Below are 19936 nucleotides of genomic sequence, written 5' to 3'. Positions count from 1 at the left end.
CGGTATTTTAAATAGCAATTAACAAATAGGAGGCAAGACAATGACAAACTATACGACTTTCTTAGGACTTTACAAACCCGATAAAGCCGAAGGGATTGAAGTTGAAAGCATTGCTCAAAACTTTGAAGCGATTGACAGCAAAATCGGTGCTGCGCTTAGCAATGGCACGTCAACTTATGAAAATTTAAACGAAAGACTTAAAATGTATGAAAACAGATTTGAACATGTGACAGAGCGGAACGTTATGGATTTTGGAGCTAAAGGTGACGGCGTAACGGATGATACGCAGGCATTTCATGATGCCATGGCCGACGGAGGTTATGTCGTAACAGTTCCCGCGGGTGTATTCAGAACATCGGGATTGTTTGTTCCTTCAAATACAATGCTTGTCGGAGCAGGCAAGAAAAGAACGGTCATTAAATTATTAGACGAAGCACCGGTCGGCCATTCTGTTCTGACCAACAGTGATTATACGAACGGTAATGAAAATATTTATGTCGGCCATCTCACTTTGGATTGGAACAAGGATACGCGTCCTTCCGGCTGGAAGATTCCGAAAGGTCCCACTTCAAGCTGTTTGCTTTTTGCGAATGTTGACTATTCTTTTGTCGAGCATGTGTTTGCGAAGAACGCCGGCCTGCACGGCTTTGATTCTACAAGCCCGAACTATAACAGACATGGAGAAAAAGATGATCCAACTTATTATCAGCCCAACGGCTGTAACTTTGTAACGTTTTCACATTGTGAAGCAACAGGGTCCGGGGATGATAACTTTACTTGTCACTTTGGGAAACACACGACTTTCAGTCATTGCCTCTCTTATCATCCTATGGGGCTAAACGATGGAACTTCTAACACGAACTGTTTTGAAATTGATGACGGCTCTCAAGACGTAATGATTGATAGTTGTATCTCAATTGGAGGAGTCCGAGGCTTTGAGATTAAGGCACACGGTTATGCACCGGCTGCGAAGAGAGTACAGCTTGTTAACTGTCGCGCATACGAAAATGCCATTGGATATAGCATTCGCCATATCGGTCACCACACAGCAAGCGATCCTCAGTCAGCGACAGCCCATGATGTGCAGCTTGCGAATTGTATCGCATATAACCCTAAGCCGAATGATCTTTACAAAGGGGCGGGTCCAAACGCGTTGCAAATCTCCGGATATGATGGTGTGAGTGTTGTGAATTTCCATGCTGTTTGTGATGATAGTTCAATTGATTATAAGGGTAATTCGGTAGTCAGCGTATTTTATAAAGGACGCTTAATTAGCTTAAAGAATATAACCATTCGCGGATTTAAGACTGCAGACAATGATTTATATATTGTCGGCGGGGATAACTCAGTAGGGAAAGTAATGGTGGATGGTGTCACCTTGATTGACTCCGGAAAAAAAGGAGTTGCATTTGGCAGCGGAATGTACGAGTCTGTTGTTAGTAATGTTTGGGGACAGAGATCTCCAAAAAATAATAGCGGGACAGTTGGAATTTATTCCTCAGATCCAGATCTTAATGTATCCAATTGTGATTTTTCAGGTTATGAAACTGACTTTAACATTGGAGGAGCAGTCACTCCTTATTTCTTATTCAAACATAAAGGAAGCGGGGTCATTGGCTCCCGTGAATCTCACGCTACAGGCAATAATAATTTTGTGGCTGGTTCTGTTCGGGGAAGAGCAACCGGAGCGGCTCAATCTTCAGTGCTTTCTTCGTACAATACAATTAATCCGAATTCAGATTCTGTAGCACTTGGCTGGGGTGCCGGCAGCACTCCGTCATCAGCCAACAGAAAAATTGAGCTTCACGCAAAAGAAGGAACAATTAAGGCTACGGGAGGTGTAACAGGTTCCTCGACATTCTCTGACTACGCCGAGTATTTTGAAAGCCTGAGAGGGGAAAAGATTCCGACGGGAACACTTGTCACACTTGAAGGTGATAAGATCAGACCGGCTGAAAAAGGTGACCTCATGCTTGGGGTCATTTCCGAGACCGCCGGAGTGATTCTTGGTGAGTCGAGTTTTCACTGGTCGGGACGATACGTAAAGAATGAATTTGGCGGCTATGTTTATGAAGAACAGAAAGATGCGAATGGCCATACGGTCATGGCGCCAAAGGAAAATCCGGACTTTCGGCCTGAAGAAGACTACGCTTCAAGAGAAGAGAGAGACGAGTGGAACATTGTCGGACTCATCGGCCAGGTATATGTCAGATGCGATGAGACTGTGAAAGCGGGAGATTTTATTCACGCTCATAATGGGATTGCAACAAAATCTGATGCTCCAAACCAGCGCTGGCAGGTCATGAAAGTGATCAATGAGTTTGATGCTGATAAAGGATTCGGGGTCGCTCTCGTTTTTATTCGTTAAATGAAATGACACGGTATGAATGATCATCTGACTAGCGGACGTCTTTTAAAGGCTCCGCTAGTCATTTTAAAATAAAAGGCTCCGGTTCAGGAGCTGGTAAAAAGAAAAGATAAGACAGTCTCCATATATCTGCACGCCTCATTCCCACAATTTTTATCCTCAATGATATTTCCGTTTTTTTTACACAAAGTACATAATAAAAGTGCAGGTTCAAGGGTTAATCCTTTATTCATTTAAGACAAACAAATAAAATAAATATACATACATATTGAACAAAGGATTTGGAGGCTTACACATGTCAAAGGCTTTATCATATGTAAAACCGTATTCTCTTTTGGCGGGAATCGCTCTGTTTTTCATGCTCATCGAGCTTGCGGTAGAGCTGATACAGCCCCTGCTGATCGGGAAAATCATTGACGAAGGAATTTTAAAGCAGGATCTCGGAACGGTTTGGCTGTGGGGCGGCGTGATGATCGGACTGACCGCTGTTTCATTCGCATCGGGCATTTTAAATTCATTCTACTCCGCCCACATCAGCCAGAGCTATGCGTATGATACGCGAAAAGGGCTTTTTCAAAAAATTCAATCCTTCTCCTATTCGACGTTTGCGCAATTCTCATCCACATCGTTTATCACCCGGCTGACAAACGATGTGACACAGGTTCAGAATATGCTTTTCATGAGTCTCCGGTTTATGCTCCGGGCGCCGTTAATGATCGCGGGGGGCATTATTCTCTCGCTGACCGTCAATGCGAAACTCGGTTTTTTTCTGCTGATCACGGTGCCGATTTTGCTTTTGTTTTTGCTGTGGGTGCTGAAAAGAGGCGGCGCGCTGTTTCGGTCTGTGCAAAAGCGGCTTGATCAGGTCAACACGATCATGCAGGAAAACCTGACGGCGATCAAACTGATTAAAGCGCTCCTCCGTGCAAACCACGAAGTGAAACGTTTTTTGAAATCGAATACGAAGCTGATGGAAAAAACGGTCTCCGCTTTTCGTCTCGTGGAAGCGGCGATGCCGATTTTAATGCTGCTGATGAACATTTGTATTTTGTTTATCTTATGGTTCGGCGCCAAAAGCATTGCTCAGGGCGGAGCGCAGGTCGGCGATGTCGTTTCCGTCATTAACTATGCGACGCGGATTACAGGCGCGCTGTCCGTCCTTCCTTTTCTCATCATGGTATTTTCCCGGGCGAAGGCTTCCGGAGAAAGAATCGGCGAGGTGCTGGAAACAGAAGGCGGCGAGGGAACGGGGCAGGACCCGGCACGGGCGCTTGCAGGCGGGATTGAGTTTCGCGAAGTGTCCTTCCGCTATCCGGGCATGGAAAAAGACGCGCTGCATCACGTGTCCTTTTCTGCCAGCCCAAAAGAGACGGTTGCCATTATGGGCGCGACAGGCTCAGGAAAATCAACGCTTTTTCAGCTGATTCCGCGCCTGTACACGGCTGATTCGGGCAGTATTTTCATAGACGGCAAACCGATCGGTGAATTCTCCGCTTGCGGGCTGCGCAGGGAAATCGGCTATGTTCCGCAGGAAGTGCTTCTGTTTTCGGGCACCATCCGTGAAAATATCGCCTGGGGGCGGGAGGATGCTTCACTAGATGAAGTAATGGAAGCGGCCAAAGACGCGCAAATCCATGACACGATTATGAAGCTGTCAAACGGATACGACACGGTGCTGGGACAGCGGGGCGTCAATTTGTCAGGCGGGCAGAAGCAGCGGATTTCCATCGCGCGCGCTTTTATCAGAAAGCCGTCCCTCCTGCTGTTAGATGACAGTACGAGCGCGCTTGATCTTCAAACGGAAGCGAAGCTTTTACAAGCGATCAGATCCTATGAATGCACGACACTGATTATTACGCAGAAAATAACGACTGCGATGAAGGCTGACACCATCTTATTGCTTGAAGACGGAGAACTGCTGGCCAAAGGCACGCACAAAGAGCTGATGGCACAGTCTCATCTGTACCGGCAGATTTATGAATCACAATTCGGAAAGGAGGGAGCTGACAATGCAAAAAGACATTCGTAAACCTTTCCGATATCCAAAAATACCGCTCAAATCGAATGAAGGCGGCAGAAAACGCGCGAAAGCAAAAGATACAAAAGGCACGCTGCGCAGAATCTGGTCTTATGTAGCCGAGAAAAAAGGGCTTTTAACCCTTGTGATCATCATGGTAGTCATAAGCGCCATATTCGGCCTGCTCGGACCGTTCGTCATCGGGAAAGCGATTGATCATTTTATCGTCGGACAGACGACAGACGGATTGGCGGGGGTGCTGTTCATCCTGTTTGGGATTTACCTCGTGCAATCATTGTCCTTATGGTTTCAAAACTATTGGATGATCAATATCTCGCAAAGCACCGTGTTTAAAATGCGGAGCGAGCTGTTTACCCATCTGCATGAGCTGCCGATTCCGTTTTTTGATAAACAGCGGCTCGGGGACTTAATGAGCCGGGTCACCAATGATATCGAAAATGTCAGCTCCACTTTAAATACATCCGTCATTCAAGTGCTGTCGAGCGTCATTACATTCGTCGGCACAATCTCCGTCATGCTGTACATGAGTCCGCTTTTAACATTGATCACGCTTTTGATTATTCCGATCATGCTTTTGAGCATTAAATGGATCACCAACCGGACGGGATTGCTGTTTAAGCAGCAGCAGAAAAACCTCGGCGAGCTGAACGGTTTTATTGAAGAGTCGATATCAGGGGCGAAGGTCATTAAAGCCTATTCGAGGGAAGACCGCGTCATGGAACAATTTTTAGAAAAAAACGCGGCGTTACAATCATCGGGGTTTTGGGCGCAGACGATTTCGGGATTCATTCCGAAAGTAATGAACTCTTTAAACAATTTAAGCTTTACGATTATAGCGGCGGTCGGCGGGCTGTTTGCGCTGAAGGGGTGGATCTCGATCGGTTCCATCGTCGTATTCGCCGAATATTCGCGGCAGTTCACGCGTCCTTTAAATGATTTAGCCAATCAGTTCAATACGATGTTATCGGCCATCGCCGGGGCTGAACGGGTGTTTGACGTGCTTGATGAAAAGGAGGAGCGGGAAGATGAAGAGCATGCGCTGTACCAGCCGATCAAAACGGGAGAGATTGAATTCCGAGATGTCTCCTTCGGCTATCAGGAAGACAGCCTGATCTTAAAACACCTGTCCTTCAGCGTTCCGAAAGGACAGTCCATCGCCTTCGTCGGACCGACCGGAGCGGGTAAAACAACCGTTACGAGCCTGATCGCCCGTTTTTACGAGCCGAATAACGGAAAAATCCTCATTGACGGAACGGACATCAAAAAACTGACGAGATCCAGTCTGAGAAAAAACATGGGGTTTGTCCTGCAGGATTCCTTTCTCTTTCAGGGCACCATCAGGGAAAATATTCGTTACGGCCGTCTGGATGCATCTGATCAAGAGGTGGAGGCAGCCGCAAAAGCCGCCAATGCCCACGGATTCATCGAACGGCTCCCGAAAGGCTACGATACCGTCCTTACCCAAAACGGCGCGGGCATCAGCCAAGGACAAAAACAGCTCATTTCCATCGCGAGAGCTGTGCTGGCGGACCCGGTGCTGCTCATTTTGGATGAAGCGACGAGCAACATTGATACAGTGACCGAAGTGAAAATACAAGAAGCGCTCGGCCGTTTAATGACGGGCAGAACAAGCGTCATCATCGCTCATAGGCTGAACACGATTCAAAAAGCCGATCAGATTCTTGTGCTGAAAGACGGCGAAATGGCTGAAAAAGGAACCCACGCCGAACTTCTCAGCCAGAACGGGTTTTACCGGGAATTATATGAAAGCCAGTTCCGGGAATCGTAGATAGGGAAAAAGACCTCCGACAGAGTGCGGAGGTCTTTTTTTCGCGAAGGCAAATAGTACTTTTAAGTTATTTTCGTTAAATGTAACAAAATTACTTGACGTAAATAAGTTATGTATATATACTAGCTTACATAAAGTAAGTGATAATAATTTTCAAGGAGGATTTTATGAATAAATCATTCGAAACAGGAACACTGCTTTTAAGGGTTGTAACAGGTATTATCTTTTTTGTTCACGGTTTATCCAAGTTTCAAGGGTTGGAAGGAACTGCGCAATTTTTCCAGAGCATCGGGATTCCGGCCTTTATGGTCTATGTCATCGCGACGATTGAGCTTGTCGGCGGGGTTCTGATCTTTTTCGGTTTGGCAACGCGCATTATCGGCGTTCTGTTTGCCGTCACATTAGTCGGCGCCATCTTCACGGCGAAGCTTTCCTCACCATTTATGGGCGGATCGGAATTTGATTTCATCTTACTGGTTGCGTCAATTCACTTAGCGCTTTCAGGAAGCCGTCTGCTTTCATTGGATCAGCTCCTTTTCAAATCAAAAAAGGGAGAAACTTTTTCAGCATAAGAAAGAAGGCGTTCAAATGACCGGCATTCATCAAGATACGGCAATCGGTTATGTCAAATTGACCATTAAAAATATGGAACGCTCGCTCGGCTTTTACCGGAATGTAATCGGCCTTCAAGTCATCTCGCAGACAGATCGTTCAGCAAGACTGTCAGCAGACGGAAAACGCGTCCTGCTGGTGCTTGAAGAAAATCCAGGCGCCGTCGTTCTGCCGGAGCGGTCTGTCACCGGCCTTTACCATTTCGCGATACTTTTGCCTGACCGGAAAGAACTCGGCATCGCATTGGCCAGGCTGATTGAAAACGGCATCGCGCTCGGTCAGGGGGATCACGCGGTCAGTGAAGCTCTTTACCTGTCTGATCCGGACGGCAACGGTATTGAAATATACGCCGATCGTCCCCGCAGCACGTGGCGCCGGGATGCAGAGGGCAATTATGTCATGCAAACGGCGCCCGTCGATGTGGACGGGCTTTTGGAAGAAGCCGGAGCTGAACGGAAAAGCCGTCTCCCAGAAGGAACCGTAATCGGTCACATCCATCTTCATGTGACGGATTTACAGGAAGCCAAAGCGTTTTACACCGATATCCTCGGTTTTGACATTGTCGGCAATTACGCGGGCATGTCCGCTCTGTTTGTTTCGGCGGGAGGGTATCACCATCACATCGGTCTGAATATATGGGCCGGAAAACATGCGCCGCCGAAACCGGGAAACGCAAGCGGGCTGGATTATTACACCATCGCGCTGCCGCATCAAGAAGAGCTGTCACGTGTGACAAAAGCGCTGACCGATGCCGGCTTTGAGATCGAAGAAAAAGAAGAGGGCGTATTCGTCAAAGACCCTGTATCAGGGGCGGATATCGCATTTACACTGTAAGAAACAAACCTTGCCGTCTAACCGGCAAGGTTTTTTATTTTTCTGAAGTTTTCTTGGGAAGGTTCGGGAAAGAAGAACGTCGATTTGCAATATACACACGGCTTTTGTGTGACTAAAGAGAGCGAACATCTCAGTGAGGCGCAAAAATGACGCGTGGAGCCGCCATCGCCGGCCCGAGCTCAGAGCATCCGCCGGATTGAAAAAGCTGTATGGGCAGGATTTGAATAGAAAAAGGCAAAAGCCGCATCCGGTCACAAGATGCGGCTTTTTATACACAATTTACAATTGTGTGAAAAATGCTCAAAATAAATTGTGCTTCCTGATTCTTCCTGATATGATAAGCCGAAAAAGGAGAACCTGAACAAATGAACTCAAATGCAGCACAGACGGAACAGCCGATGAAACATAACGGAAACCGGATGACGGTCAAGGACTTTATCATTCTTGCCAAACCGGGGATTATCATCTCAAATTCACTCGCCGCATTGGGCGGATTTTGGATCGCATGGATTCAGTCAGAAAGGACGGGCGGAGGGCCCGGGATATTTGCCGCCATGGCGGTTGCCATGATCGGAACGGCGTTGGTCATGGCATCAAGCACTGTTTTTAATAACTTTTTTGACCGCGGCATGGACGCAAAAATGGCGCGAACCCGCACCCGCGCCAGCGTCACGGGAAAAATACCGCCGCCGGTCATGATCCTGTACGGCACATGTCTCGGCGCATGCGGATTCATCATGCTTGCTTCGCTTAATGTACTGACCGCCGTTCTTGGCTTGCTTGCATTTTTGCTGTATGCCGTCGTTTATACGCTTTGGTTTAAAAGACAATCCGTCTGGAGCACATTTGTCGGCAGTTTTCCCGGGGCGGCTCCGCCTTTAATCGGTTATTGCGCGCTGACCGGGTACATTGATATGCCCGCGATTTTGTTATACGCGATTATGTTTTTGTGGCAGCCGCCGCATTTCTGGGCGATTGGAATCAGGCGAAAGGAAGAGTATCGTGCCGCAGGCATTCCGCTTTTGCCGATCATAAAAGGCAACCGCGCCACAAAAATAAAAATGCTGCGCTATATCGCCGTTCTGACTGCGGTTTCGCTGCTCGTTCCTCTTTATATAGACGTCAGCCCGTTTTATACCGCGTCCGCTCTCCTGCTCGGAGCCATCTGGCTGTACCGGAGCGTCAAAGGCTTTCAGGCGGCGGATGACACGCAATGGTCGAAGGGGATGTTTTTTTATTCGATTGTGTATTTCAGTCTGCTTTTTCTTATTTTAATGGCTGATTCGTTTATCAATGCGGTTCTCAGAACGTAAACAGGCGGCTTGCAGATACAGAGCCGCCCCGTTTTGTTTATGCTTTTTTGATGAGAGCCAAAATATCTTCAAGCCAGGAAATATAATTCCGTTCCCGCTCAAGCGCTTTTGTCAGCACGAGATAATGGCCGAAATCAGGAGAAGAAAAAGAATCCGCCTCCGCGGACGATGTCATCAGTTCTTGATAACTGTTTTCCAGATCGGACAATTTCTCCTTCCGCTTTACGAGCTGATCGGTGAATAGCTCATCCGCTTCTTCCTGCGTCAAAGCTGAGATGAAATAAGCCTTCAGCATAAATTCATCCTTGACCGTTTCCGGAATCGGGTCTTTTTTCGTCAGCCAGGCAGCAAGCTCCAGATCTCCCTTGTCAGTCAGCGTGTACATTTTTTTCTCAAGCTTCGTTCCTTGAATCGCAGTGCGAAACGTAATAAATCCCTCAGCCGTCAGTTTTTTTAATTCCGGATAAATCTGGCTGTGCTTTGCGCTCCAAAACTGGCCGAGCTCTTCTTTAAAATAGCTCGATATATCATATCCGCTCAATTCGCCTTTTCGCAAAAGCCCTAAAATCGCGTACTTTAAAATTCTCATGTTGCCCTCCAAGCCATTCATTTGACAGCTAGTATACCATACGGCCGCTCAAAAACGCAGAAGTGCCGGATGCTTGTAATTGAATCTGCGGCGGCAAAATCAGCGAAAATATGCAGAAAGGGGTTATCGAAACGGCAGCAGAACTGGAAAAAGCCTTTCTCATGTCTTTGCCTCATTCATATGACAACATGATATAATCATTGTAAAAATTAAGAAATAATGGGAGGGACATATGAAGACGGTGATTGTGTATGCAAACCCGGATGAGAACAGTTTCAATGCGGCTCTCGTAAAATACGTCGTCATGGCTTTAAAGGACAGCGGCCAAAGCTATACGGTCATTGACTTATACGCCGACCAATTTGATCCCGTGCTGAAGTACGGCGGCGAAAAAAAGCGCTCTGACATGAACCGGGACGCTGAAACGAAGAAATACCGGAAACTGATGAAAGAAGCGGATCATCTCATTTTCATCTACCCGCTGTGGTGGGGAGGCGTTCCGGCGATTATGAAAGGCTTTTTTGACAGAGTGCTTGTCGCCGGAGAAGCCTACACATATGAAAACGGCCGCGTAAAAGGACTGCTCCGGGCAGAGACGGCACAGGTCTTTTATACGGCGGATTCCCCGGGCTGGTACTTAAAGTGGTTCCGGAAAAACTCGGACTGGATTACGCTGAAAAAAGGCATTCTGCAATTTTGCGGCATTCAAAAAGCCGAGCGGAACCTTTTTTCTGTCGTCAAAACGAGCACACCCGAGCTGCGGGAAAAATGGCTGCGCCAAGCATACGCTAAAGTCCGGCGCGCTTGTGAAAAAGGAGCGGCCGCATGCAGATAAAAGAAATTTTCGTGATTCGCTGCCTGTCCTGTTTAAGTGTGGTTCTGCTTCACGTAGTTTCAATGGTGCTGATGATTCAGGAAGAGTCCTTAGCCAGTGCCGCCCATACGGTTGATGCTTTTCGGACCCTGTTGATGTTCAGCACGCCGGCGTTTATCTTTATTTCGGAATTTCTGCTTGCCAGGTCATACCCGGGAGGCGTTCCCGCGGGTTTTTTAAAGAAAAGGGGCAAAGTCATTTTCGTGCCGTTTCTGTTTATTGCCGCGGTGGATGCCATTTTAATGAAAAGCGTGGCGGAAGAAGGAGCCGGCTTCGTTTCAGTGATCGGTAAATTTTTAGAAAATGTGTTTTTAGGAAACTTCATCGGCTACTTCATTCTTGTGATCTTTCAATTTTACATTCTCCATATGCTGCTGCACCGCTGGCTGAACAACAAATCTCCCATGTGGGTGCTGTCTGTGTCGTTTATCATCAACGCCGTCTATCTGGCTTACTTTTCCATCTTTCATCCGCCGGCATCATCGGGGCTTGATTCTATTTTTCCGTTCTTTTGGGTTCCGTTTCCGGGCTGGGTGTTTTATTTCTGTCTGGCATTTTATTGCGGAAAGGAATATCCGCGTTTTTTATCGCTAATCAATCAGTACCGTTATGCGGTTTACTTCAGTGCGGCCGTATCGGCACTATTGATTGTGGCCGTTTCATATATCAGCGGCGGCTCCATTTCCTCTAAGCGTCCGGATATTATGATTTACGCGGTCAGTATGATCTTTCTGTGTTTTCATCTGTTTTCAAAGCTCAAAAAAGTGCCCGCGATTGTGATGATGATCAGCAACTATTCGTTTTCAATCTATCTGCTGCACTCCTACTTTTTAATCAGCGGATATCTTCTGGAAGGCTATTTGCGATCAATGCCTTTGCCGGCTGCCATCCTTCTTTTATTTTTGATCTGCACGCTCGGTCCCATTTTCGTATCTTGGGTGTGCAACCATTTCAGATACGGATACCTGTTTGTCGGGAAAGTGTATCAGCCGAAGCAGACCAAAAGAAATACGGCGGCGCATCAAGGCCGCACAGTCTGAAAAAAAGGCGGCGTTTCAGCCGCCTTTTTTGATACGGAAGTTGTACATAACCTGCAAACGAAACCCCCCGCGGCAAGCCGGAAGCGAATGCCAGGCAAGCAGTATCGGGCAGCCTATCTCTAATTTTAATAGCGCTTTCACTGTAAGGCTGAAGACCACGCTGCGGCCGTTTTGACGGATGCATTTATGACAACATAACGCCATCGATTTTCTCCCTTGTGAAGACCGATATATTGTATACTTATAGGAAATACTTTCAAAAAAAGTGAAAAAGAGAAAAACTGTGAGCTTGGATGAACGACTAAAAAGGAGCGGGGACATTATGAATGACTGTGTCAAAACATTCGGAGAACTTCCGGACGAACTTTATTCCTTTGCGGGAGGAAAAGGAAGCATTCTCTCTAAAATGTATCAAAGCGGGTATCCTGTGCCTGAAGGGTTTGTGATTTTGCCGTCTGCCTTTCAGGACGGACAGCTGCGCCATCAGGCGAGAGAGGCTGTTGATCAATATGTGAAATCCATCCGCAGCCGCCATGCATCTGCGTTGTTTGCCGTACGATCATCCGCGCTGAGCGAGGATTCCGCTCAGGCTTCCTTTGCCGGAGAATTCGATACGGTGTTGAATGTCAAAACAGATCAAGATATGTCCAGGGCGATTGATGAAGTCCGCCGATCGGCACAGTCAGAAAGGGTAAAAGCGTACAGCGCCGTTCAGGGAATGGAAGATGAGCATGAAATCGCAATCGTCATCCAGCTGATGATACCGTCTGAGATATCCGGAGTGCTGTTTACCGCAGATCCGATTACGGGGAGCAGGCGGGAGATGACAGGCAATTACGTCTACGGTCTCGGGGAGCAGCTCGTTTCCGGGGAAGCCGATGCCTATTCTTTTAAACTGGCACGGCCTAAGAAAAAATATGACGGCCCCGGGGAATTTCGCAAATATGCGTCAAAGCTCTATAAACTGGCGAAAAAGCTGGAAAAAGATCTCGGAGGGCCGCAGGATATTGAATGGGCCGCCGCGGGCGGGACATTGTATATTCTTCAATCCCGCCCGATTACGACCTTACAAGCCGGAAATCTGGAAACCTATGAATGGAATGATTCTTTCAGCGGTGATTTTTTATGGACAAACACAAATATAGGAGAAGCGATTCCCGATGTGATGACGCCGCTGACATGGTCGCTCCTCCGGAATCTGGATGAAGAGTCGGGCATCATTCCGGGCTATTATGTCTGGTCCGGCAATATTTGCGGCAGAGCCTATAACAATATGAGCCAGCCTCTTTCCGTTCTCGCCGCTTTCGGTCTGAATCCGAAAGGCGGAAAAATAGGAAAAATGATGAGCGATACATTGGGAGAAATCCCGGCGGAAATGAAAATTCCCTTATATCCGTTCTCAAAGTATGAACTTTTGAAGATCATCTCGAAAAAACTGAAACCGTATCTGTCGAAAATGAAGCACGCGAAAAAAAACATGTCCTCCTACTTGGACGAATCGCCGGAGTGGTGCCGGAATATTGAGGAAAAGCTGAAACGGGCCGAAACGGAGCGGACATTATTAGCGATATGGAACAATGAGATCTATCCGTATTTATGCAACGCGTGGTTTGCGTTAATATCCGGCGGGCGTGATTCTGCGCAATCCTCTTCGTCGTTAACCTCTCAATTAACAAAACTCGCAGGGATAGAAGATGCGAATCTCCTGCTCTCCAATCTGAGGGGAAAAGGCGGCCTGGCCAGCCTGGAGCCGATTATCGGCATTGATCAAGTCATGAAAGGCCGTATGAGCGAGGAAGAATATCTCAGGAACCAAGGCCACCGTGGCCCGCATGAATACGAACTTTCCATACCGCATCCGGGAGAAAACCGGGATTGGCTGACGAAGCAGATCAAAGAACACAAGGAGTCGGGTATTGATGCCGAACAACTGCTTTTGAAACAGCAGCGGGCGCATGAACAGGCCTTCCGAAGATTTGAAGAAAAGTTTCCTCATAAGGTCAAATGGCTCAAAGCCAAAATGGAAAAAGCGTCAGAATACGCGAATATTAGAGAAACAACCAGATCCGAATTTGTCAGGGTGTACCGGACAGCCAGAGCATTCGCGCTCAGAGCGGCGGAAATGACCGGCATGAAGGACGATATTTTCTTCTTGTATCTGCATGAAATAACCGATCTGCTCGCGGGGAAAGAGCCGGCGGTTGCGTCGATTCAAGCGAGAAAGCAAAACTATGAAACCTATAAAAAACTGCCGCCGTTCCCATCCGTTATTAACGGAAGGTTCAATCCGTTTAAATGGGCTGAGGATCCTGACAGAAGAGCGGATTATTACGATGCTTTTATGCCTGCGGAAACTGATGATGCGCATACTTTAAAAGGTTTCGCGGGAGCGGCCGGGAGAGTGGAGGGCATTGTCCGTGTCCTTGATGCTCCGGAAGACGGGGATTCTTTTGCGGCGGGGGAAATTTTAGTGACGTCGACAACCAATGTAGGCTGGACCCCGCTTTTTCCAAGAGCGGCTGCTATCATAACGGACGTCGGCGCCCCTTTGTCCCACGCGGCGATCGTTGCCCGGGAACTGGGAATTCCTGCCGTTGTCGGGTGCGGAAATGCAACGTCAAAACTGAAAACGGGGGACAGGGTGGCCGTTGACGGCGGGCAAGGCATTGTCCAGCTGGAACCGCGGCAGACTCCGGTCACTTCTGAAGAGGAAAATGGTAAACTGATAGAATAAAAACATGGGAAAGGAGCCGCGCATGAATAAAGCAGTTATTAATGGGGAGCAAATCAGAAGTATGAGCGACCTGCACCAGACATTGAAAAAGGAACTTGCCCTTCCTGAATACTACGGTGAAAACCTTGACGCTTTATGGGATTGTCTGACCGGCTGGGTGGAATACCCCCTCGTTTTAGAATGGAGACAGTTTGAACAAAGCAAGCAGCTTACAGAAAATGGCGCCGAGAGTGTGCTTCAGGTCTTTCGTGAAGCGAAAGCGGAAGGCTGCGACATCACCATCATACTTTCATAATACGATCAACGGGAGAGGGACAAAAATGGAAAAACAAATCCTCAGCTATCCGATTGGAGAGTATCAGCCGGCTGAATCGATTTCGGCCGGACAGAAACAAGAATGGATCAATACGCTCGAACACGCTCCGGCCAAACTGAAACAAGCTGTCAGAGCGATGTCGGACAGTCAGCTTGATACGCCGTACCGCGAAGGGGGATGGACTGTCCGCCAAGTGGTTCACCATCTGGCGGACAGCCACATGAACGGCTATACCCGGTTTAAATTGAGCTTAACGGAGAATGAACCGGAAATCCGTCCTTATGATGAAAAAGGCTGGGCCGATCTTCATGATTCCAAAACTGCCGCTTGCGGGGATGCGCTTGAGCTGTTAACGATCCTGCACAGAAGATGGGCCGCTCTTTTGCGCTCCATGACGGAAGCCCAATTCAAACGGACATACTTCCATCCTGTATCTAAAGAGACGGTTACGCTGGAACAAGCGCTCGGGCTATATGTTTGGCACTCTGAACATCACATCGCCCATATTACTGAGCTTTCCCGGCGGATGGGCTGGCATCTGTCTTAGAGGATGCCGGCTTCCGGAAATACGCCAAAACCGCCGCAGACACAATCGTGCATAATGAAATGACGGCGGCTGCCGTATAAAGATGGTGGTAGCCGCTGGAAATGCCCGCTTCAATTGCATCAGAAACCGCTTTTTTGACGGCGGGAACGGGGATTCGGCTTACCTGCTCCTGCAACGAAGAAAGTCCGCCGCCGATATCGGGCATTTGCGCCTGATCAGCGGGAATGCCGCTTTTCGCTAAACGGTTTTTGATGTCATCTCCGATCCGGTCAAAGCCCGCTGTAATGAAGCCGGCATATAAAGCCGGAGCGAGCGTCAGCCCGACCTGCCTTACGAGTGACAGCGTGCCGAGCGCTGTTCCTTTGTTTTGGCCCGCCGTTTCTGATACAAGCACATTCAGCGGAGCCCCGAGCAGAAATCCGAAACCGATCCCCGCAATGACACTCGCTGTGACAAATTCCCATTTATCCGTCACCCATAACGGAAACAGGCTGAAGCCGGCAAATGCGATGGCGCCTGATACAACCGCGGAAAAGACCGGCCCTTTTTTATCCGTGATCGCCCCGCCGAGCCACGCTCCGATGCCTGACGCCAACGCGAGCGGCGTCATCCAATAACCCGCTTTCTCCGCCGATACGTGCAAATATTGCTCCGCATAAGAAGGAATAAAAATGACCGCAGCGAGCAGCCCTCCCGATAAAAATCCGATGACGAGCGTCCATTGAAACACTTTATTTTGCAGCAGCGAGTAGGCGAGAATCGGATCGCCCCCTCGGTTTTCAACCCGCTTTTCGACCTTAAGCAGCACCAGAAAGAGAAGTGCAGCTCCCAAAAGATACCCGTATACCTTTACGTCCATTATGCTTTCTGACAGCTTCGCCCCATCGAGATTCGTGATACCGATCATACAAGATAAGATCGCAAGAGACAGCAGCATTGTGCCGGCGAGGTCAAGCCGTTTCGCCTCAGGCTCTTTCGTTTCAGCGATAAACAAACCGCCGCACACAACCAAAGCGGCGGCAATCGGCAGGTTAATCAAGAACAGCCAATGCCACGATCCGGTTACATCAAGCAAAAAGCTCCCGATATTCGGTCCGAGGACGGCCGCCATACCGTTCATCGCCCCTAAAAGCCCGAGAGCTTTCCCTTGTTTCTCCTTCGGAAGCACGGCCAGCACATGCGAACTCCCGATAATAAAAATTCCGCCGCCGCCAAGCGCCTGAATGAGCCGTGCCGCCAAAAACATCGGGAAGCTCTGACTGAGTGCGACAAGCAAAGAGCCGAGTCCGAACAGCCCGACTTCAATCATAAACAGCTTTTTCCGCCCGTATCGGTCCGACAGCTTGCCGACAATCGGCACACTGACACTGAGTCCCAATGTGTAAAGGGTCACTCCCCACGATCCCCATGAAGGAGAAACATCAAAAGAGCTGTTAATCGTCGTCAGAGCAGCGGAAATAATTCCGTTGTCCAGCGCCGCCATGAACACACCGATCGTAAAGAGAGTGATGGCCCGGCTCTGGTTTTTTACTGTTTGCAATGGCTCCGGCATACTGATCAATCCTCCTGTTTTTAATTCACTTCGAATATATTATTCACTTCAAGTGAATTAAATGTCAAACAAAAAAAGGCCGCCGATACCGGCAGGCCTTTTTCATCTCTATCCCTGTTTGGAAGAATCAAGCGCTCTTGCCAAAATGGCAAGCCCTTGATTGACCGTTTGTTTTTCTTCAGCGGTCAGTGTTTCCAATGAACGCTTCAATTTTACATGTCCTTTTTGATAAAGGCTGCGGAAAATATCTTTCGCGTTTTCCGTTAATTGAACGACGACTGAACGGCGGTCTTCTTCTGACGGAGCGCGTGTAATGAAACATGATTTTTCTAAACGGTCAAGCAGCCCCGTCGTATTTGAAAGGGAAGCGCCCATTTTCTCCGCTATGTCACTCACCTTAAGCGTCCCGTGGTTGTTCAGAAGCATCAGCACCTTCATTTGCGGCATGCTCATATCAAGCTTCATCCACTCCGACACATCGCCGAGCCCCGCCGATGTCATCACTTTCATGTACAGCACCCAAATATCCCGTTCCTCAGGAGAAAAAATATCGCCGCTTAATACTGTTGTATCATGCAGATTATAATCCATCGTCTCACTTCCTCATTTATACTCCTGCATACCATATTACTGATTTTAATCAGAGAAAGAAAGTTGCAGACGAGTTTTGTTTGAATGTGAGGTGGTAGTGTATAATATGTTGGAGATTATTGGGGGAATTATAATAAATAAGCTATTTTATGATGATTGGAGAGAACATTGCTGACTAAAAAGAATGCCTTATCGATATTAAAAGTATTATTTCCTATTGCAGTTTTGCTTTTAGTCATTTATCAGTCCAAAAAGGAATTGACAGACCTTTCTTTTAAACGAACGCTGTACATTATTAACGGGATTGAGCGTTACGATTTATTTATTCTCGTTCTGCTCGGCCTTCTTGCCGTCAGCGCAATGTCCTTTTATGACTTTGTGCTGAAACGGACGCTTCGCCTCAACATTCCGAATTGGAAAGTATTCAGGGTCTCCTTTATCGCCAATTCCTTTAACAATGTCCTTGGATTCGGCGGTCTGGCGGGTGTCGGGCTGCGGACGATGCTATACAAAGAACATACGAATGACGTAAAACGCCTCGTCGCAGGCATCGCCTGGCTTACGTCCTCAGCGCTGCTCGGGCTGTCCGTCTTCAGTATCCTGACCATCGCCCGGGTTCTGCCGGTTGGAGAGATTACGGGTGAGAAACCGTGGCTGTGGGCTGTTATCGCCGGAGTGGCGCTTATAGTGCCGGCAGCCTTAATCGCCGCTGGGATCAACAATAAAAAAGCTGGCGCAGAAGACGGTGAAGCAAAACCGAGGCATCCGGTTTTTTCTTACATCGGGGCATCGTTTGCTGAATGGTTTGCGGCGGCCGTCGTCATGTATTATTCCCTGTATGTCATGGGGATTCACGCGGATGTCCGCCATGTATTCGGTGTATTTGCCATTGCCGCTATCGGGGGAATCATCAGTCTTGTGCCGGGAGGATTCGGTTCGTTTGACCTTCTGTTTCTGCTCGGCATGCAGAATATGGGCTTTCCGCAGGAGGCGGTTGTGACATCCATCGTCATCTACCGGATTGTGTATTCATTTATTCCGTTTGTGTTCGGGCTGTTCTTTGCGGCTGGCGATTTAACGGAAAATACGCTTAAACGGCTGGAATCAAATCCGAAGATGGCGCCTGCCGTGGAAACGACGAACGTGCTTCTCGTATTCCAGCGCGCTATCTTAATCAGGGTGCTTTACGGTTCGCTGTCGCTTTTGGTTTTCATGGCGGGAGTCGTCGTGCTGGCGTCCGTCGCCCTGCCGATTGACAGGGAGACGGTCATCCCGCATATTCCGCGCCCGGCGCTCCTTGCGTTTAACGCGTTATCGTTAAGCGCGGCTTTGATTCTTTTAATCTTGCCGATTGAATTATACAAACGGACGAAACGTTCTTATTCAATGGCGGTTGCCGCGCTGGTCGGCGGTTTTGTGTTCAGTTTCTTAAAAGGATTGAACATCAGCGCGATCTTTATTCTGCCTGTCGTCATCGTATTGCTTGTGCTGTTAAAGCGGCAGTTTATCAGAGAGCAGGCTTCGTATACGCTCGGCCAGATGATTTTTGCGGCCGCTCTGTTTATTATCGCCTTGTTTAACTACAATCTCATTGCCGGCTTTATTTGGGATAAAATGAATCGGCTGCTGCGCCACGATTATTTCGTCCATAACAATTCGCACATTACATATGCCACGATGACGGCCATTATTGTTGTGCCGCTGTTTTTCCTTTTGTTTACGTTCTTTTATCATAAAAGATCGAAGCCGATCGGAGAAGAGGCCGATCCTGAACGGCTGAAGTCCTTTTTGGCGGAAGAAGGCGGAAATGCGCTCAGCCATCTCGGCTTTCTCGGGGATAAGCGGTTTTATTTCTCAAGCGACGGCAAAGCGCTTTTATTGTTCAGCCAGATTTCCAGAAGGCTTGTCGTGCTCGGTGATCCGTCAGGACAGAGAGACTCTTTTCCGCTTGTGATTGAGGAATTTCTGAATGAAGCGCATAAGCAGGGGCTGAGTGTCATGTTTTATCAGATCGAACGTGAAGATCTGGCGCTGTACCATGACTTCGGCTATAACTTCTTCAAGCTTGGAGAAGAAGCGTTCGTGGATATGGAGGCCTTTACGCTCTCAGGTAAGAAAAAAGCGGGGCTGCGGGCGATTAACAACAAATTTGACCGCGAAGGCTACACATTTCATGTCGGGGAACCGCCGTTTTCCTCCGAGTTTATCGCCAAGCTGAAAGACATTTCGGACGAATGGCTCGGACCGAAAAAAGAGAAAGGTTTTTCTCTCGGTTTCTTCGACCGGGATTATTTGGAACAGGCGCCGATTGCTTACGTGAAAGACGCGGAAGGGGAGATCATCGCTTTTGCCAACCTGATGCCGATGTATCAGGAAGGCGAGATATCCGTCGACTTGATGCGTTATCGGAAAAGCGCGCCGAACGGTATTATGGACGCGCTTTTCATCCGTCTGTTTCTCTGGGCGCAGGAAAAAGGCTATACTACCTTCAATATGGGCATGGCGCCTTTGTCAAACGTAGGAACGGCTTTTACTTCTTTCTGGTCGGAAAGAATCGCGGCCGTCATCTTCAACAACGTCCGGTATATGTACAGCTTCAGCGGGCTGCGGGCCTTTAAAGAAAAATACAAACCGGAGTGGCGCGGGAAATACTTGGCGTACCGCAAAAACAGATCGCTGTCCGTCACGATGATCCTCGTCACCCGCCTGATCGGAAAAACCAAAAAAAGACGCCGTTAA

The 19936-nt window shown here is 48.2% G+C and carries 15 protein-coding genes; 12 read left to right on the top strand and 3 right to left on the bottom strand.

Going from position 1 to position 19936, the window contains the following annotated elements:
• Positions 1 to 40 precede the first annotated feature (40 nt).
• The 6 genes from V7728_RS18320 to cyoE all read left to right on the top strand — a co-directional run bounded on the left by V7728_RS18320 (position 41) and on the right by cyoE (position 8954).
• A complete protein-coding gene (locus V7728_RS18320; RefSeq protein ID WP_099566502.1) occupies positions 41 to 2368 on the top strand; it encodes a peptidase G2 autoproteolytic cleavage domain-containing protein in 2328 nt (775 codons plus the stop codon).
• Positions 2369 to 2663: 295 nt separating this feature from the next.
• On the top strand, positions 2664 to 4397 hold the full coding sequence (locus V7728_RS18315) for an ABC transporter ATP-binding protein (protein WP_015239413.1): 1734 nt from the start codon (positions 2664 to 2666) through the stop codon (positions 4395 to 4397).
• Entirely contained in the window at positions 4378 to 6195 is a 1818-nt protein-coding gene (locus V7728_RS18310; protein WP_085341830.1) for an ABC transporter ATP-binding protein, read from the top strand. Before V7728_RS18315 ends, V7728_RS18310 begins: the two co-directional genes overlap by 20 nt.
• Before the next feature lie 167 nt (positions 6196 to 6362).
• Positions 6363 to 6767 carry a DoxX family protein gene (locus V7728_RS18305; protein ID WP_012117101.1) on the top strand — a complete coding sequence of 135 codons (405 nt, stop codon included), beginning with the start codon at positions 6363 to 6365 and terminating at the stop codon, positions 6765 to 6767.
• Positions 6768 to 6783: 16 nt separating this feature from the next.
• Positions 6784 to 7641 (top strand): VOC family protein, encoded by an 858-nt coding sequence (locus tag V7728_RS18300; RefSeq protein ID WP_085341831.1) that lies wholly within the window; start codon positions 6784 to 6786, stop codon positions 7639 to 7641.
• Positions 7642 to 8006: 365 nt separating this feature from the next.
• Entirely contained in the window at positions 8007 to 8954 is a 948-nt protein-coding gene (gene cyoE, locus V7728_RS18295) for a heme o synthase (RefSeq protein WP_060562252.1), read from the top strand.
• A 37-nt stretch (positions 8955 to 8991) separates the two neighbouring features.
• Here the strand turns inward: cyoE and V7728_RS18290 are convergent, their stop codons facing one another.
• A complete protein-coding gene (locus V7728_RS18290) occupies positions 8992 to 9543 on the bottom strand; it encodes a PadR family transcriptional regulator (protein ID WP_015239418.1) in 552 nt (183 codons plus the stop codon).
• 232 nt (positions 9544 to 9775) lie between these two features.
• Here V7728_RS18290 and V7728_RS18285 point away from each other — a divergent pair, with 232 nt between their 5' ends.
• The 5 genes from V7728_RS18285 (at position 9776) to bstA (ending at position 15054) form a co-directional block, all read left to right on the top strand.
• Positions 9776 to 10378: an NAD(P)H-dependent oxidoreductase gene (locus V7728_RS18285; protein WP_007408540.1), complete on the top strand. Its 603-nt coding sequence runs from the start codon at positions 9776 to 9778 to the stop codon at positions 10376 to 10378.
• Positions 10369 to 11457 carry an acyltransferase family protein gene (locus tag V7728_RS18280; RefSeq protein ID WP_099566504.1) on the top strand — a complete coding sequence of 363 codons (1089 nt, stop codon included), beginning with the start codon at positions 10369 to 10371 and terminating at the stop codon, positions 11455 to 11457. The genes V7728_RS18285 and V7728_RS18280 overlap by 10 nt, the downstream gene beginning before the upstream one ends.
• 322 nt (positions 11458 to 11779) lie before the next feature.
• Entirely contained in the window at positions 11780 to 14191 is a 2412-nt protein-coding gene (locus V7728_RS18275; protein WP_043020686.1) for a PEP/pyruvate-binding domain-containing protein, read from the top strand.
• A gap of 22 nt (positions 14192 to 14213) precedes the next feature.
• A complete protein-coding gene (locus V7728_RS18270; RefSeq protein WP_007408543.1) occupies positions 14214 to 14486 on the top strand; it encodes a ribonuclease inhibitor Barstar in 273 nt (90 codons plus the stop codon).
• A gap of 25 nt (positions 14487 to 14511) precedes the next feature.
• Positions 14512 to 15054: a bacillithiol transferase BstA gene (gene bstA, locus V7728_RS18265; protein WP_047935463.1), complete on the top strand. Its 543-nt coding sequence runs from the start codon at positions 14512 to 14514 to the stop codon at positions 15052 to 15054.
• On the opposite strand, the gene V7728_RS18260 is transcribed toward bstA, so the two are convergent.
• The gene (locus tag V7728_RS18260; protein ID WP_099566505.1) at positions 15014 to 16606 is read right to left on the bottom strand and encodes an MFS transporter; all 1593 of its coding nucleotides are present in this window, start codon (positions 16604 to 16606) and stop codon (positions 15014 to 15016) included. The genes bstA and V7728_RS18260 overlap by 41 nt on opposite strands.
• Positions 16607 to 16714: 108 nt before the next feature.
• On the bottom strand, positions 16715 to 17197 hold the full coding sequence (locus V7728_RS18255) for a MarR family transcriptional regulator (protein ID WP_012117110.1): 483 nt from the start codon (positions 17195 to 17197) through the stop codon (positions 16715 to 16717).
• Between the two features lie 168 nt (positions 17198 to 17365).
• Here V7728_RS18255 and mprF point away from each other — a divergent pair, with 168 nt between their 5' ends.
• The gene (mprF, locus tag V7728_RS18250) at positions 17366 to 19936 is read left to right on the top strand and encodes a bifunctional lysylphosphatidylglycerol flippase/synthetase MprF (RefSeq protein WP_012117111.1); all 2571 of its coding nucleotides are present in this window, start codon (positions 17366 to 17368) and stop codon (positions 19934 to 19936) included.

Origin of the sequence: Bacillus sp. JHAA, from assembly GCF_036961585.1 — a bacterium.
Taxonomy (GTDB): Bacteria; Bacillota; Bacilli; order Bacillales; family Bacillaceae; genus Bacillus; species Bacillus velezensis.
This window is presented reverse-complemented; position numbering and strand designations above follow the sequence as displayed.